Annotated in this window: 19 protein-coding genes; 7 read left to right on the forward strand and 12 right to left on the reverse strand. The window is 63.5% G+C overall.

Features of this window, described 5'->3' with window-relative positions; genetic code table 11:
• The first annotated feature begins 124 nt into the window (after window positions 1-124).
• From ACSU1G_RS02470 to ACSU1G_RS02480, 3 genes are read left to right on the forward strand one after another with little or no spacing between them, the layout of a single operon-like run.
• Window positions 125-409: a DUF3099 domain-containing protein gene (locus ACSU1G_RS02470; protein ID WP_439278682.1), complete on the forward strand. Its 285-nt coding sequence runs from the start codon at window positions 125-127 to the stop codon at window positions 407-409.
• The gene (locus tag ACSU1G_RS02475; protein WP_439278304.1) at window positions 406-597 is read left to right on the forward strand and encodes a hypothetical protein; all 192 of its coding nucleotides are present in this window, start codon (window positions 406-408) and stop codon (window positions 595-597) included. The genes ACSU1G_RS02470 and ACSU1G_RS02475 overlap by 4 nt, the downstream gene beginning before the upstream one ends.
• The gene (locus ACSU1G_RS02480) at window positions 594-1,418 is read left to right on the forward strand and encodes an SURF1 family cytochrome oxidase biogenesis protein (protein ID WP_439278305.1); all 825 of its coding nucleotides are present in this window, start codon (window positions 594-596) and stop codon (window positions 1,416-1,418) included. The genes ACSU1G_RS02475 and ACSU1G_RS02480 overlap by 4 nt, the downstream gene beginning before the upstream one ends.
• A 9-nt stretch (window positions 1,419-1,427) precedes the next feature.
• Here the strand turns inward: ACSU1G_RS02480 and trmD are convergent, their stop codons facing one another.
• From trmD to rpsP, 4 genes are read right to left on the reverse strand one after another with little or no spacing between them, the layout of a single operon-like run.
• Window positions 1,428-2,114 (reverse strand): tRNA (guanosine(37)-N1)-methyltransferase TrmD, encoded by a 687-nt coding sequence (gene trmD, locus ACSU1G_RS02485; RefSeq protein WP_439278683.1) that lies wholly within the window; start codon window positions 2,112-2,114, stop codon window positions 1,428-1,430.
• A gap of 20 nt (window positions 2,115-2,134) precedes the next feature.
• Window positions 2,135-2,752, reverse strand: coding sequence for a ribosome maturation factor RimM (gene rimM, locus ACSU1G_RS02490; RefSeq protein ID WP_439278306.1), 618 nt, complete (start codon window positions 2,750-2,752; stop codon window positions 2,135-2,137).
• Entirely contained in the window at window positions 2,715-2,945 is a 231-nt protein-coding gene (locus tag ACSU1G_RS02495) for an RNA-binding protein (protein WP_439278307.1), read from the reverse strand. The genes rimM and ACSU1G_RS02495 overlap by 38 nt, the downstream gene beginning before the upstream one ends.
• A gap of 5 nt (window positions 2,946-2,950) precedes the next feature.
• Window positions 2,951-3,382 (reverse strand): 30S ribosomal protein S16, encoded by a 432-nt coding sequence (gene rpsP / locus ACSU1G_RS02500; RefSeq protein WP_439278308.1) that lies wholly within the window; start codon window positions 3,380-3,382, stop codon window positions 2,951-2,953.
• Window positions 3,383-3,590: 208 nt separating this feature from the next.
• Between rpsP and ACSU1G_RS02505 the strand changes: the two genes are divergently transcribed.
• Window positions 3,591-4,736 (forward strand): glutamate--cysteine ligase, encoded by a 1,146-nt coding sequence (locus tag ACSU1G_RS02505; protein ID WP_439278309.1) that lies wholly within the window; start codon window positions 3,591-3,593, stop codon window positions 4,734-4,736.
• An 18-nt stretch (window positions 4,737-4,754) separates the two neighbouring features.
• Here the strand turns inward: ACSU1G_RS02505 and glpK are convergent, their stop codons facing one another.
• Together glpK and ACSU1G_RS02515 are read right to left on the reverse strand one after the other, a co-directional pair.
• Window positions 4,755-6,254, reverse strand: coding sequence for a glycerol kinase GlpK (gene glpK, locus ACSU1G_RS02510; protein ID WP_439278310.1), 1,500 nt, complete (start codon window positions 6,252-6,254; stop codon window positions 4,755-4,757).
• 108 nt (window positions 6,255-6,362) lie between these two features.
• The gene (locus tag ACSU1G_RS02515; protein ID WP_439278684.1) at window positions 6,363-7,328 is read right to left on the reverse strand and encodes a sugar-binding transcriptional regulator; all 966 of its coding nucleotides are present in this window, start codon (window positions 7,326-7,328) and stop codon (window positions 6,363-6,365) included.
• Window positions 7,329-7,415: 87 nt separating this feature from the next.
• Between ACSU1G_RS02515 and ACSU1G_RS02520 the strand changes: the two genes are divergently transcribed.
• Window positions 7,416-9,128, forward strand: a complete 1,713-nt coding sequence (locus tag ACSU1G_RS02520) for an FAD-dependent oxidoreductase (RefSeq protein WP_439278311.1) — start codon at window positions 7,416-7,418, stop codon at window positions 9,126-9,128.
• A 57-nt stretch (window positions 9,129-9,185) separates the two neighbouring features.
• Here ACSU1G_RS02520 and ffh read toward each other — a convergent pair whose 3' ends face one another.
• From ffh to ACSU1G_RS02540, 4 genes are all read right to left on the reverse strand, one after another.
• On the reverse strand, window positions 9,186-10,736 hold the full coding sequence (ffh, locus tag ACSU1G_RS02525) for a signal recognition particle protein (RefSeq protein WP_439278312.1): 1,551 nt from the start codon (window positions 10,734-10,736) through the stop codon (window positions 9,186-9,188).
• 13 nt (window positions 10,737-10,749) lie between these two features.
• A complete protein-coding gene (locus ACSU1G_RS02530) occupies window positions 10,750-11,250 on the reverse strand; it encodes an RNA polymerase sigma factor (RefSeq protein WP_439278313.1) in 501 nt (166 codons plus the stop codon).
• Window positions 11,247-11,828, reverse strand: a complete 582-nt coding sequence (locus ACSU1G_RS02535) for a hypothetical protein (RefSeq protein ID WP_439278314.1) — start codon at window positions 11,826-11,828, stop codon at window positions 11,247-11,249. The genes ACSU1G_RS02530 and ACSU1G_RS02535 overlap by 4 nt, the downstream gene beginning before the upstream one ends.
• Window positions 11,829-11,898: 70 nt before the next feature.
• A complete protein-coding gene (locus ACSU1G_RS02540) occupies window positions 11,899-12,486 on the reverse strand; it encodes a TetR/AcrR family transcriptional regulator (RefSeq protein ID WP_439278315.1) in 588 nt (195 codons plus the stop codon).
• An 80-nt stretch (window positions 12,487-12,566) separates the two neighbouring features.
• Here ACSU1G_RS02540 and lipB point away from each other — a divergent pair, with 80 nt between their 5' ends.
• Together lipB and lipA are read left to right on the forward strand one after the other, a co-directional pair.
• Window positions 12,567-13,205: a lipoyl(octanoyl) transferase LipB gene (gene lipB / locus ACSU1G_RS02545; protein WP_439278316.1), complete on the forward strand. Its 639-nt coding sequence runs from the start codon at window positions 12,567-12,569 to the stop codon at window positions 13,203-13,205.
• Entirely contained in the window at window positions 13,202-14,194 is a 993-nt protein-coding gene (lipA, locus tag ACSU1G_RS02550) for a lipoyl synthase (protein ID WP_439278317.1), read from the forward strand. Before lipB ends, lipA begins: the two co-directional genes overlap by 4 nt.
• Before the next feature lie 10 nt (window positions 14,195-14,204).
• Here lipA and ACSU1G_RS02555 read toward each other — a convergent pair whose 3' ends face one another.
• The gene (locus ACSU1G_RS02555) at window positions 14,205-14,705 is read right to left on the reverse strand and encodes a DUF2004 domain-containing protein (RefSeq protein WP_439278318.1); all 501 of its coding nucleotides are present in this window, start codon (window positions 14,703-14,705) and stop codon (window positions 14,205-14,207) included.
• A 21-nt stretch (window positions 14,706-14,726) separates the two neighbouring features.
• Entirely contained in the window at window positions 14,727-15,602 is an 876-nt protein-coding gene (ftsY, locus tag ACSU1G_RS02560; RefSeq protein WP_439278319.1) for a signal recognition particle-docking protein FtsY, read from the reverse strand.
• Between the last annotated feature and the right edge of the window lie 4 nt (window positions 15,603-15,606).

A 15,606-nucleotide genomic window follows, 5' to 3' on the forward strand; every position in this document is an offset into this window, starting at 1 on the left:
GCCTCACGCAGCGCCATCCACAGCACTCTGCGCGGCGTAGGCTGGAAGCATCGTGAAGCACTCTCGCCATGCACCCGCAGTCACCTCCCTGCCACAGGCCCCGCAGGATGAGGCGAGCGCTCGTGTGCGCCGGTATGCCTTCACGATGCTGATCCGCGTCGTGTGTTTCGCCCTCACCGTGCTGGTCACTCCATACGGGTGGTACACCTGGGTGTTCGCGTGCGCTGCCGCTTTTCTCCCTTATATTGCCGTCGTCTTCGCCAACGCCGTCAGTCCGACAGCCAAAACAGCGCCAGAGTCCCCGACGCAGCAACTGTCTGCTCCGTCGGTCGATCCTGATGCCTCTGCGGAGCCCGCCGATCCGACGATTATCACCATCCAGGAGCATCCTAAGGATGGCGAACAATGACGCCGGAGTGCTCGCGAGCGGCATGCCGAAATGCTGCAACGCAACACATCGTCTGGCGAAATCCCCGAATTCACGCGGCAGATCGCGAAAAGATCTGGCTCGCCTGTGACGAGCATGTCGACTATCTACACGATTACCTGGCGGCCCGGGATTTCCCGGTGACGGTGCGCGAAGGACTGCCTGAATGAACAATCGCTTTGTCCGGTGGGGTATTTATCTCCTTGTGTCCGCGGCACTCGCTGCCGGGTGCGTGTACCTGTCCAACTGGCAGTTCGATCGCAATGAAAGCCGCGCCGGACAGATTGCACTCGTCGAGCAGAACTACGACGCCGTGCCAACGCCTCTTGCCGACGCGATCGGCGCTGATGGCGAATTCGACCCTGCGGATGAATGGCACCCCGTGCTGCTGCAGGGTGAGTACCTCACCGACAGGCAGATCCTCGTGCGCAATCGCCCGCACGGCGGCACGAGCGCATTCGAGGTACTGGTGCCGTTCCGCGACGTCGATGGGCGCATCTTCATTGTCAATCGTGGGTGGGTCGCTCCGGGAGAGGGAGCCCTCCCCGATGCGGTGCCGGCCCCACCGACCGGGACGGTCGAGGTTATCGTCAGGTTGCGCCCGGGTGAGCCGCTCCCCACTTCTGGTCGCAGCGCCCCCGAAGGTCAGCTGCCCACGATACATCTGCCGAGTATCGATGCGCCGAGCGACGCCGAGGTCATCACGAGCGCCTACGGACTGCTGGTGAGCGAAGACCCGGCCGCCGAGACCGCGCTCGGAGGATTCGACTCCCCCACGGAGGATCCAGGCCCCCACCTCTCGTACGCGATCCAATGGATCCTGTTCGCACTGATGGGGTTGATCTTCGTCGGCTACATGATTCGCACTGAGGTCCAGAAGCACCGTGAAGAAGCGGAGGGACGTCCCGCCGTGGTCAAGAAGTCACGACGACGCGATCGCGACTCCGATGCCGAAGATGAGATGCTCGACGACGTCGAAGCACGCGTCTGAGCAGCTCGCTCAGTCGGCCAACAGATCCGGGCGACGCTGTCGGGTGCGCTCGAGCTGCTGCTCATGACGCCAGGTGGCGATCGCCCCGTGGTTGCCGCTGAGTAGCACATCCGGGACGGCGCGCTCGCGCCAGGTTGAGGGCTTCGTGTACGACGGGTATTCGAGCAGGCCGTCCTCGTGCGATTCCTCGACGAGACTTTCCGGGTTGCCAACAACTCCTGGAATCAGTCGCCCGACTGCTTCGATCATCGCCATCGCAGCCACTTCGCCGCCGTTGAGCACGTAGTCGCCCAGGCTTACCAGACGCACCTCGCCGAGCGCGGCTGCATACTCAAACACCCGCTCGTCGATGCCTTCGTAGCGGCCACAACCGATAATGATGTGCTCCCGCTGAGCGAAATCTCGAGCAGTCTTCTGTCGCAGAACCTCGCCCGCCGGCGAAGGGAAGATGATGGTGGGCTGCAATGAATCCTTGGCCAGGTCCTCGAGCGCCAGAGCCCAGGGCTCCGGTTTCATGACCATTCCCGCTCCCCCGCCGTACGGGGTGTCGTCCACAGTGCGATGACGGTCACTGGTCCAGTCGCGCAGATCGTGAATCCGAAGGTCGAGAATGCCCGTCGCACGCGCTTTGCCGAGCAACGACAGTGTCAGGCCGTCGAAGTACGACGGAAAGATGGAGACGACGTCTATGCGCATGCGTTGATCGTAACGATCACTCACTCGGCCTCGGTGTCAGGGAGCTCTTCGAAGAGCCCTGCAGGCGGAGTCACAATGACGCGACCACCTGCGACATCAACGAAGGGCACAATGGCTTCCACGAAGGGAACCATGATATCCGCGTCGTTGCCCGTGCCGGTCGAAGGCCGAATGATGAGTAGATCCTGCGCCGACATGTGCTCGACACGGACGACCTTGCCGACGACCTTCTCGTCGCGGACGACATCGAGGCCGACGAGCTGGTGGTCATACCAGGCGTTCTCTTCTACTTCGTCAAGATCCTGATCGATCCAGAGAATGGCGCGCACGAGTCCATCCGCGCCCTCACGGTCGTCGATGCCCTCGAAGAAGACAACGGGACTTCCGTTCATGACCCGGTACTCGCGGACGATGACTGTTTTGCGATGCCACGGAGATGCCTCAGGCACCTGCAACGTGAACTCCGCACCGACCACGAAGCGTCGCTCCGGATTGTCGGTGTACAACTCCAGCTTGAGCGCACCCTTAAGGCCGTGGGCCTTGACGAGGCGCCCGACGCGCAGCTGGTTCTTGCCCTGGTTTCGTTCTGTCGACTCCACGTCAGTCGTCCGCGACGTCAACGCGAATACGCTGCCCATCAGCCAGAGCGGTGATGAGCGTACGCAGAGCCTTTGCTGTGCGGCCGCCGCGCCCGATCACGCGCCCCCGGTCGTCGGGGTGCACGCGCACCTCGAGCAGGTCGCCTCGCGGCGAAGAGGAAGCGGTGATACGAACATCTTCAGGGTGATCGACGATCCCCTTGACGATGTGTTCGAGCGCGGCAGCGAGCACGGCGATTACTCGGCGTCGGTGGCGGGAGCCGCAGCGGCCTCCGCGTCGGCAGCGGCGGGAGCCTCCTCAGCGGGGGCCTCCTTCTTCTCTGCCTTCGGCTTCACGACAGACTTCTTCGCGCCATCGATCTCGAAAGGCACCTTGGGAGCCTTGACCTGAACGGTCGAGACTGCGTCCTTGTCGCCCTTGAACTTGCCCCAGTCGCCCGTGAGCTTAAGCAGTACGGTGACCTGCTCAGACGGCTGTGCGCCGACGGAGAGCCAGTACTGTGCACGCTCAGAGTTGACCTCGATGAACGAGGGCTGCTCGGTGGGGTGGTACTTGCCGATCTCTTCGATCACTCGACCGTCGCGCTTGGTGCGCGAGTCGGCGACGACGATGCGGTAGAAAGGCGCGCGGATCTTGCCCATGCGCTTGAGACGAATCTTTACAGCCACGATTCTCCTGAATTGTGTGGAAGGAAACGAACTGATCGCCTGGAGAGTGGGGTGCACACCCGGCGGAAGCTCAAATGAGTGAACGAGTTCTGGATAGAGGGTCGAGAACATCGTTCGACCCTCCATTCTGCCAGATTCGAGAGCGAGTAGCGAAACGAGAGGCCGATTAGATATTCGTGTCGCGCTCGCTGCGTGTCAAACTGTGCTGGTGAAGCAAGAATTCGCCGTCTCACACCGGTCCACCGTCGGCCTGGAGTGGGAAATCATGCTGGCCGATCCGGACACCGGAGATCTCGTCAACCGCGCGCCAGAGTTGCTGCACGCGTTGGAAGGTGAGAGCGAATCGGAGCGGCATACCGTCACCGGAGAACTCCTCACCAACACGATCGAAGTGACGAGCGGAATCGGCGATTGCGTGGCACATGCGGTCAGCGATATCGGCGAAGCGATCACCGCTGTCCGCGCCGCAACCGATCCCGCCGGGATCGAACTGCTCTCCGCAGGCAGCCATCCGTTCGCCAGGTGGTTCGATCAGCGCGTCACTGACAAGACTCGGTACCACCAACTGATCGAACGCACGCAGTGGTGGGGACGCAACATGATGATCTGGGGCATCCACGTGCATATCGGCATCGAAGACCGTGACAAGGTCTTCCCGATCATCAACGCTCTGACCTGCTATCTCCCGCACTTGCAGTCATTGTCGGCGTCGAGTCCGTTCTGGGCGGGCGAGCGCACGGGCTACGCGTCCAATCGTGCCCTGGTCTTCCAACAGCTCCCCACTGCCGGATTACCCTGGGCGTTGCACAACTGGGGCGAGTTCGAGCGCTATCTCGATGACATGGTACGCACCGGCGTCATGGCCGATGCAACCGAGGTGCGGTGGGACATCCGCCCTGCGCCGCGCTGGGGCACGATCGAGGTGCGAGCATGCGACGGGCTGTCAACGCTGACCGAACTCGCATCGGTCGCCGCACTCGTACAGGTGCTCGTCGAGCATTTCTCGCGCATGCTCGACGCCGGCGAGCCGCTGCCGGTGATGCCAGCCTGGTTCCACCGCGAGAATAAATGGCGCGCTGCCCGTTACGGTCTGGATGCTCGCCTGATTGTGGATGCTGACGGCACACAGCACGGCGTGCGAGAGCATCTGACCGAGACTATCTCTGCCCTTTCGCCCGTCGCGCGGGATCTGGGCTGCGCCGACGAGCTCGCCTCGATCGCAACGATCCTCGATGAGGGCGCAAGCTACGAGCGCCAGTTGGCTGTCGCGGATGCCACCGATGGCGACCTCCGAGAAGTGGTGCAGCACCTCATTCGCGAGTTCCGTTCCGGGCCGGGAGTGCCGGTGATCTGACCGGGCGTGATGGTTCGCTCAGTCCTCGTCAACCCAGTCGAAGGTGCGAGTGACTGCCTTGCGCCAGCGCGCCAGACGGCGCTCGCGTTCTTCCTCGTCGATGGCAGGCTCCCAACGTGCATCCTCACGCCACATGGCGCGAAGCTCATCGAGATCAGCCCAGACTCCGACTGCGAGCCCCGCAGCGTAAGCGGCACCCAGCGCAGTCGTCTCAATCACAGCGGGACGAATGACGGGCACGCCGAGCACATCGGCTTGAAACTGCATCAGTGTGGCATTGCCCACCATGCCGCCGTCCACCCGCAATTCCTTCAGCGGCACGCCGGTATCGGCGACGACAGCATCCAGCACCTCACGGGTCTGGAATGCGACAGCTTCCAGCGCCGCACGTGCAATATGGCCCTTGTTTGCGAATCGTGTGAGCCCGAGGATGGCACCCCGCGCATCCGGACGCCAGTAAGGCGCGAACAGCCCGGAGAACGCCGGGACGACGTACACACCGCCGTTGTCATCCACAGTGAGGGCTAGTTCTTCAATCTCGGGTGCCTGGGAGATGATGCCGAGGTTGTCGCGCAGCCATTGGACGAGCGAGCCGGTGACGGCGATCGATCCTTCCAGGGCGTATCGAGGCGCGTCCTCACCGATCTGGTACGCGACGGTCGTGATCAGCCCATTCTCGCTCTCGACGATCTCCTCACCCGTGTTCACGATGAGGAAGTTGCCCGTCCCATAGGTGTTCTTCGACTCTCCGACCCCGAACGCGACTTGACCGAAGGTGGCCGCCTGCTGGTCTCCGAGAATCCCGGCGATGGGCACACCATCCAGCGCGGTGCCGACGGCTGTGCCGTACACCTCCGACGATGAGCGGATCACGGGGAGCATTTCGCGCGGCACACCGAAGGCCTTCAGCAGATCATCGTCCCAGTCCAGCGTGCGCAGGTCCATCAGCAGCGTGCGGCTGGCGTTGGTGACATCCGTGGTGTGGACCCCGCCGTCGGTGCCACCGGTGAGGTTCCACAGCACCCAGGTGTCCGCCGTGCCGAAGAGCAGGTCTCCGCGTTCTGCCCGCTCGCGTGCGCCCTCGACATTGTCGAGAATCCAGGCGATCTTGGACGCGGAGAAGTAGGTGGCAAGCGGGAGCCCAGTGAGGTCTGCGAACCGGCGCACACCACCGTCTGCGGCGAGCTCATCGATGAGCGGCTGTGTGCGGGTGTCCTGCCAGACGATCGCGTTGCAGATCGGTTCACCTGTTGTGCGATCCCACACGATCGCCGTCTCACGCTGGTTGGTGATGCCGATCGCTGCCACGTCGGACGCCGAGACGCGCGCACGTTCGACAGCGACGTCGATAACGGCCTGGACATTCGTCCAGATTTCGGCAGCATCGTGCTCGACCCAGCCCGCCTGCGGGAAAATCTGCTCATGCTCACGCTGACCGGAGGCGACAATGGCGCCCTTCTCGTCAAAGACGATGGCGCGTGTGCTCGTGGTGCCCTGATCGATGGCGACGATATGCATAGTTGTTCTCTCCAGCTGGTGACGGCGTTGTCCGCACTGCAGAACAGCCTAGAAGACGTTGGGTGGATGCTTCAGCACGACTGCACGAACGTGCAGCGCGCCGGCGGGTCAAGATCCGACGAGTTGCTCTGCGAGATGTTCGTCCAGGATGAGATCGGTGATCAAGCGGGTCGCTATGGCACCGCGCAGGCTCGGCAGCTTTTGCACGCCGGAGACAACGCAGATTCGTCGCGAGGCGCGCGCGAGCACGGGGAACGCCGGTCCAGTGGCACGGTTGTTCAGTTCGATGTCCTGTGAGCTGCCGTCTTGCCGATAGAAGACCGTAGCGATATCACCCACGATCTGCTCTTCACGGAGACTGCGGTAATCCGCCTTGTCGAGGTATCCGCCGATGTACACGCGGCTGGGAATCTCGGCGAACGGCGAACCGAGTCCGAACAGGATGACGTCAGCGCGTGCCTGTAAGTCGAGGACGCGACGCGTGCTTCGCTCGCGCCACATCGCCTCTTTCGTGCGCGCGTCATCGAAGAACGCGGGTACCGGAAACTGTTGGATTCCGGCGCCGAAAGCCTGACCGAAACGGTGCAGGATCTCACTGGCGTAGTCCACCCCCGTGGTGAACGTGTTTCCCGCTCCGTTGAGCTGCACGACGGTGGAGTTGTGCGTTTCCTTCTTCGGTAGGTGCCTGCTGATCGCGTCGAGTGTCGATCCCCACGCAATGCCGAGCGTCATGTTCGAATCGAAGTAGAGCGGCAGCTGGCGTGCGGCACTCATTGCTACTCGTTCGAAGCGCTCGACATCCGACAGGCCCTGCGGTGTCGGCACGACGTGTGCGGCGATACCGAAACGCGCGCGAATACTCTCTTCCAGGCGCAGTTCCTGACCCTGTGGCGGGTGGATTCGGATCTCGACCAAGCCACTGTCCCTGGCTTGGCTCAGCAACCGCGAAACCGAGGAACGCGAGGTTGCCAACTCACGCGAAATCGCATCCATTGTCATGTCCTGCAGGTAGTACATCTGCGCGGCGCGCAACGCTGTGGCCACCTTCGGATCACTCAGTGCTCTATCGACCATCGCTCCTCCTTGCACATTCGTGCATCCCGCTTGCGCAGTTGTGCCGTTCGGCTCAGGATATACCTGTACGCCCAGCAAGGAGAGACGATGACCGCTATCAGCACCCACCCGATCGAACGAAGTAACGTCCGCGAGGCGCGCGAAAGCGCCCGCACCACCGTCGTCGTCATCGGTGCCGGAATCAACGGCATCTCCACGTTCCGCGATCTCGCGATGCAGGGAGTGGACGTGCTGCTCGTCGAGCGCAACGACTTCGCCTCCGGCGCCACCGCGGCATCCAGCCACATGATCCACGGTGGTATCCGCTACCTCGAGAACGGCGAGTTCCGTCTCGTGAAGGAGTCGGTGCAGGAGCGCAACGGGCTGCTGAAGATCGCTCCGCACTATGTGAAGCCACTCGAGACCACGATTCCGATCTACTCGACGTTCTCTGGCATCCTCACCGCTCCCCTGCGCTTCCTCACTCACAAGTCCGGCAAGCCCCAGGAGCGCGGAGCCTTCCTGATCAAGATCGGCCTCACCCTCTACGACACCTTCTCTCGCGATGGCGGAACTGTGCCGCGACACCGTTTCGTCGGGCGTAAGAAGTCGCTGGCGCAGCTGCCGGCGCTCGACCCCAACATCAAGTACACCGCGACGTACTACGACGCATCGGTGCACGACCCCGAACGGCTCGCGCTCGACGTGTTGCGCGATGGCGAAGCGGCTCACGCCGGTGCTCATGCGCTCAACTATGTCGAAGCGATCGGCATGGACGACACGGGCGTCCGCCTTCGCGACCGCGAGACCGGCACCGAGTTCCATGTCGCAGCCGACGTCGTCGTAAACGCCTCCGGCCCCTGGACAGACATCACCAACGACTCTCTCGGCACCGACACCGCGTTTATGGGCGGCACCAAGGGTTCACACATCGTGCTTGATCACCCCGAGTTGCTCGACGCGACCGCTGGTCGCGAGATCTTCTTTGAGCACTCCGATGGACGCATCGTTCTCATCTACCCGCTGAAGGGCCGCGTCCTCGTCGGCACCACTGATCTCGAGGCAGACCCACGCCAACCTGCCCGGTGCACGGACGAGGAAGTGCAGTATTTCTTCGACCTGATCGCCCACGTGTTCCCGACGATCGCGGTTGACCGGTCACAGATCGTCTATCGCTATTCCGGCATCCGCCCGCTGCCGCACCACGACGACACGGCACCTGGCTTCGTCTCGCGCGACTACCGCATCGAGCGCCGCAAGGACGCCTCCTCCCCCGCCGTCTTCAGCCTCGTTGGCGGCAAGTGGACGACGTTCCGCGCGCTGGGCGAGAATCTCGCCGACCACGTGCTGGCGGAGCTCGGCCGCGAGCGTGTCGCGAGTACTGCCGGTGTTCGCATCGGCGGCGGCAACGGTTACCCGAAGACACCGCGCCGCAAGCTCGAGTGGCTGCGCGACAATGTCGGCGACACCGAGCGCGGTCGAGTGCTTTTCACCCGTTACGGCACACGCGCGGCTGATGTCGCCACGTTCCTTGCGGAGGGCGATGATGAGCAGCTGGTCGGTGATGCTCTGTCGACTCGGGAGCTGCTCTGGATGGTGGAGAACGAACAGGTCTGCCACGTTGCTGACGTCGTCTTCCGCCGCACCAGCCTCGCCTTCACCGGCAATGTCGATGCCGGGGTCGTTCGTACGATCGCCGCAGCGCTCGCACCGCTTCTCGAGTGGGATGCCACGCGCGTTGCGGCCGAGATCGACGACACGTCCGCGCAGCTGCGAGACGCCCACGGGGTAAATATTGCCGCAGAGGTACCCGCAGGCTGAACGATCAAACGAAGAAAGGCTCCCACCACGTGATGGGAGCCTTTCTTCGTTTCAGCGTCAGTTCTTGCCGAAGAGCTTCTGGATCTCGGCCATGTCCGCCTCGGTGGGAGCCTTCTGGCCGCCCAGACCGAAACCAGCGCCGGTGGACTGCGCAGTGGGAAGCCCCGCATCCTCGGCTGCCCGCTTCGCGGGATTACCCGAGCGCGACACCGCCTTGGACTTGCCCTTCTTGCCGCGCTTAGCCGACGCTCCTGGGCGGCCCATGCCTGGCATTGCTCCCATTCCTGGGATGTTCGGAGTGCCTCCGCGTGCGACGGTCTTCATCATCTTCGCGGCCTGCTCGAAGCGCTGGACGAGCTGGTTGACGTCGGTGACGGTCATTCCTGAGCCCCGAGCGATGCGCATGCGACGCGAGCCGTTCAAGACCTTGGGGTTGTGGCGCTCGCCCGGGGTCATCGAGCGGATGATCGCTTCGGTGCGGTCGATCTCCTTCTCGTCGAAGTCCTCGAGCTGCTGCTTCATCTGCCCCATGCCCGGGAGCATCCCGAGCATCTTCTTCATCGAACCCATCTTCTTCATCTGCTGAAGCTGGTCGAGGAAGTCCTCGAGGGTAAAGGTCTCAGTCGCAAGCTTCTCGGCGACCTTCTGCGCCTCATCCTCGTCGAACGCTTCCTGTGCCTGCTCGATGAGGGTGAGGATGTCACCGAGGTCGAGGATGCGGCTCGCCATGCGATCGGGATAGAAGGGCTCGAGGTCATCGAGGCCTTCACCTGTGGACGCGTAGATGATGGGGCGGCCGGTGATCGACGCCACGGAAAGCGCGGCGCCACCACGGGCGTCACCGTCAAGCTTGGAGAGTACGACGCCGGTGAAGTCGACGCCCTCCTGGAACGCCTTAGCCGTGTTGACGGCATCCTGACCGATCATCGCGTCGATGACGAACAGCACCTCATCGGGGTCAACGGCCTTGCGAATGTCGGATGCCTGCTTCATGAGCTCAGCATCGACGCCGAGTCGGCCGGCGGTGTCGATGATGACGACGTCGTGCTGGTGACGACGGGCGTGCTCGACACCGTTCTTGGAGACCTTGACGGGGTCACCGACGCCGTTGCCGGGCTCCGGGGCGTAGATGGTGGCGCCCGCCTGCTCTGCGACGACCTGGAGCTGGTTCACGGCGTTCGGACGCTGCAGGTCAGCAGCAACCAGGAGCGGCGTGTGACCGTCCTTCTGTAGCTGCTTGGCCAGCTTTCCGGCGAACGTCGTCTTACCCGAACCTTGAAGTCCTGCAAGCATGATCACCGTCGGCGGGGTCTTCGCGAACTCCAGACGGCGCTGTGCACCGCCGAGGATCTGCACGAGCTCCTCGTTGACGATCTGCACGACCTGCTGGGCCGGGTTCAGCGCCTTGCTGACCTCGTCACCCAGTGCACGTTCGCGCACCTTCGCGGTGAACTCCTTGACGACGACGAGCGCGACGTCGGCATCCAGGAGTGCACGGCGAATCTCGCGCACGGTGCCGTCGACATCGGCAGCGGTGAGCTTTCCCTTCGTGCGAAGGTTGCGGAAGGTATCGGTAAGCCGATCGGAGAGCGTGCCAAAGGTAGCCATGGTGCTCTCGATTCTACGCGAGCGGAGCCTGGACGCTCAGCGCGGCTCGGAGCTGCTCGCGTGCACGTTGGTAACGGCCTCGCGCGGTGGATGCCGGGATGCCGAGGAGTCCGGCCGCATCCGTGAGGGTGAAGCCATCCCAGTGCACCAGGCGCACAAGTTCTGCGAGGTCAAGATCGAGCCGCTCGATGGCGTCACGGACCTCGGATCCTGCATCCGACGGCGGCGCTGTCGCGTTTTCGCGCACCTTCAGCCGGATGCGGTCGGCCAAGGCCCATCGTCGACGCTCACCCCGCGCGTGGTTCTGCAGGGTGCCTCGGGCAATGCCGAACAGCCACATGCGGGCGCGCTCGTCATCGGCGGGCAGATCACGCACCCGACGCCAGGCGACCACCATCGTCTCGCCGAGGAGATCGGGAGCGTCGTCCGGGCCGACGCGTCGCGCGAGGTACGTGAGGATGTCGGTGCTGCTGCGCTCCAGCGCACGCGTGAGCGGCTCGTCTGAGCGCTTCATCTCGGGAACACCACGTCGCCGTTGCCATCGGCGCAGAAGGTTTGGGACTGCTCGCCCGTGAGCGCGTCTGAAGCGAAACCTGCCCTCTCCGCTTCTATGAGAACCGTTTCCCAGACCGCACCGCTCACCGCAGCCCAATACCCAGCGTCCCCTGTCGGCTGCGGCTGTTCCCAGGTCTTCATACGTCCCAAGTAGCCGTCGACATTCGACAGAGCGAAGAGATCGTTCTCGGCTGCGAAATCCTTCAGCCATTCCGCAGCAGCGGGGTCGTCCGCGTCCAAAAGAAACAATCTCTGCTCACAGCTCAGCCCACTCGGGAGCGTGTAGCTGACACTGACATACGGATCCTGTTGCGCAGCCGTCCATGGGAACAGATCAGTTGCCACCGCCACACCTGCGCCTCCTGCCATCAGCAGTGCAAGCACGCCGGTCACGAGCGCGGCCTTCTTCGCCCGCGGTTGCGACGGCTGTGCATGCGCGCGAGCATCCATGATCATTCCGCGAACGTCCGCCGTGGCAATCTCCTGCCGCGCGGGCGCCGAAGTATCCAGCAGCGCGTCAATCGGATCCGTAGCCATGAGTTCCTCCTCGTTCGGGGTGCTTCTACTCATGACCTGTCCGGCCGTCGCGATTTCGTCCGCGTCGACCTCAAGTTCCCCAGGGAAGATCGTGAATCGCGGCATACGACTCACGCAGCACTGCCTCAGGCGAGCCCTGGCCTGCGCCGTGCTCGGCCCACACCCGCAGCGATGAGAGCACGGCCGCAGCCTGCGCGGCCCCAAGGATGTCTGCCCTGATCACGTCGATACCGGAGGACGTCGCGGCCGCAGCGATTGCTGCAGCGAGGCGCGCATGGCGGATGCCGGTATCGGTGACGAGTTCTTCCTGCAGCCCCATCGCGACGGCGTTGCGCAGCGCAAGAGCCAGCGGATCAGGAGCGAAGTCCCGCACGACGTGCAGCAGGGCGTCGCGGACGGTTGCGCCCGTGGCATCCGTGCCCATGCCGCTCAGCGCGGCGACCGCCTGCGCGATGCGCTCGTCGAGCCCCGTCCACAGAACATCCGACTTCGACGAGAAGTAGTTGAAGAAGCTGGAACGGCTGACGCCTGCGCGCTGGGTGATATCCGCGACTGATGTCGCTTCGTACCCCTGTTCGAGGAACAACTCGCACGCGGCCTCGGCGAGCGTCTCACGCGAGGAAGCGCGAGGTCGTCCGGCGCGGGGTTCCATCTTCATAGTTTCACCGTACCGCGTGCGACATTCTTCTTCTGATTGACTATTGTTAGACGCAATCCAACAATGCACGAAAGGTGATCATGCTCGACATCCTCACACCGGGTCTCGCGCCAGACCTCGTCCCCTATCTCGAGGGCTGGGAACTGCAGCGACGGGTTCATGCCGACGTCGTCGACGGCACTCGCCCCGACACGCTGCTTCTCCTCGAACACGAAGCCGTCTACACGGCCGGTAAGCGCACCGAGCCTCAGGAGCGTCCGCAGGATGGCACGCCGGTGATCGACGTCGACCGTGGTGGCAAGATCACCTGGCACGGACCTGGCCAGCTCGTCGGGTACCCGATCGTGCGTCTGCCCGAGCCGATGGATGTCGTGGCACACGTGCGGCGTCTTGAGCGAGTGCTGATCGACGTGCTGAAGCCACTGGGGGTCGATGGATACCAGGTCGACGGTCGCAGTGGCGTCTGGGTGCGCAGGCCACTGTCCGAAGATAAGGTCGCCGCGATCGGCGTACGCGTGCAGAATGGCGTGACGATGCACGGCTTCGCGATCAACTGCAACAACTCGCTCGTCGGGTTCCAGGGGATCATCGCCTGCGGCATCACAGACGCCGGGGTCACGACGGTGAGCGAGGTGGTGGGCGCCGACGTCTCCCCCAGCGACATCCTCGACCGCGTGAAATCGGCGTTCGCTGCCGAGTATGAGGGAGTCCTCGCATGAGCACCGCAGCCCCCGATGGACGAAAGCTTCTTCGCCTCGAGATCCGCAACGCCGAGACGCCGATCGAGCGCAAGCCTGCGTGGATCAAGACCAAGGCGAAGATGGGGCCGGAGTACACCGCGCTGCATTCGCTGGTGAAGGAAGAAGGGCTGCACACCGTCTGCCAGGAAGCCGGCTGCCCGAACATCTTCGAATGCTGGGAGGACAAGGAAGCAACCTTCCTCATTGGCGGTTCCCAGTGCACTCGGCGCTGCGACTTCTGCCAGATCGACACCGGCAAGCCGGCTGACTACGACACGGATGAGCCGCGACGCGTGGCCGAGAGTGTCACGCGCATGGGGCTTCGCTACGCGACCGTCACCAGCGTCGCCCGTGATGACCTGCCCGACACCGGAGCGTGGCTGAACGCCGAGACCGTCAGACAGATCCATGCGCAGAACCCGAACACCGGGGTCGAACTGCTGGCGAACGATCACAGCGGCGATCCCGCATTCCTCGGCGAGATCTTCGATGCGCGGCCTGAAGTGTTCGCGCACAACGTCGAGACCGTGCCGCGCATCTTCAAGCGCATCCGGCCGGCGTTCCGTTACGAGCGCTCGCTCGATGTGCTCACTCAAGCGCGCAGTGCTGGCCTCATCACGAAGTCGAACCTCATCCTCGGCATGGGCGAGGAGCCATCCGAAGTGATCGAGGCTTTGCAGGATCTCCACGACGCCGGATGCGACATCATCACGATCACGCAGTATCTGCGCCCGTCGCCCCGGCACCTACCCGTTGCTCGCTGGGTCAAGCCGGCCGAGTTCGTCGAGTTCAAAGAAGAGGCGGAGCGCATCGGGTTCCTCGGCGTGCTCGCCGGGCCTCTTGTGCGTTCCTCGTATCGCGCCGGACGCCTCTGGGCACAGTCGATGATGTCGAAGGGCCGCGAGATTCCGCCGCACCTCTCACACATCGCCGCAAGCGCCGACCTCGGCTTCGCCCAGGCGGTGTAGTCGCCAGAGGCTAGTCCGCGCTCATCACCGACTGCACGCTGCCATCGGATGCCAGATTCACCAGCAGCACCTCATCAGCGTCATCGGGGTCGAGCGCGTACTCCAGCACCGCGAAGGGTTCAGAGCCACCGTGTTCGTCGGCGAGTATCGTCATGCTCATCAGGCGCATTGAGCGGATGATGTCGACCGCGGCGTCGCCGCTGACATCGACGAGCACGTTCTCCAGCTCGTCGCCGTAGGCGAGTTGCTGCTGCAGGATGTACTCGGTCACTTCGCTGGTGCGGTCGTCAACCTCGGCGAGCATGCCGCGTCGGGCCGTGTCATCCACATCCTCGATGCCGGAAATGAGGGACGCTGCGATGTCGAGCGCATCCTGCGAGACGTCGTCCTGGTCGGGCGCAGTGAGATCAACCGTGACCGCCTGGTCGCCGAGATCCACCGTCTCGCTCCAGAAAATCGACCCGTCTGGCCCGGAGGACAGGAGCCCGAAGTAATCGTGTTCGATCGCCATAACGCTATAAAACCAGTCCTATCACTGACCGACAAGGGATGCTACGAAGACGTGGGGTGTGAATCCGGTGAGATCATCGATTCCCTCGCCCTGTCCAAGGAGTTTGACCGGGATGCCGGTGCGCTCCTGCACCGCCAGCACGAAGCCACCCTTTGCTGAGCCGTCGAGCTTGGTGAGCACGAGACCGGTAACTCCGGCATGCTTGAGGAAGGCCTCGGCCTGCATGACGCCGTTCTGCCCGGTGGTGGCATCCAAGACCAACAGCACCTCGCTGATCGGCGCCTGTTTCTCGATCACACGACGGATCTTGCCCAGCTCATCCATGAGCCCGCCCTTGGTGTGCAGGCGTCCAGCGGTGTCGATGATCACGATCTCGATGCCCTCGCGCTGCGCGAATTCAACAGTCTGATATGCGACGGATGCTGGATCCTGGCCCTCCTGCTGCGGGCGAACGATTGCCGCTCCCCCTCGCTGGGCCCAGGTTGCCAGCTGGTCGACGGCGGCAGCACGGAAGGTGTCTGCCGCACCCACGACGACGCTGCGCTGGAATCCGCGCAGGAACTTCGTGAACTTGCCGATCGTGGTGGTCTTGCCGACGCCGTTGACGCCGACGACAAGCACAACGGCCGGACGCTCAGTGAGCTTCAGCGTCGTATCGAACTTCGCGAAGTGCTCCTCGAGCGTCTCCCGCAGCATCCGCTGCAGATCCTTCGGGTCGGTGGTGCGGAACCGGGCGACCTTCTCACGGAGTTCTTCGACGATGCGCTCGGAGATGTCAGGGCCGAAGTCAGCCGTGATCAGCGCGGTCTCGAGCTCTTCCCACGTCGTCTCATCGATCGTGGGCTTGACGAACATGCCGCGCAGTGCGCGACCGAGGGACCAGGACTTCTCCGCCATGTCT

The organism is Microbacterium sp. A93 (assembly GCF_051842835.1).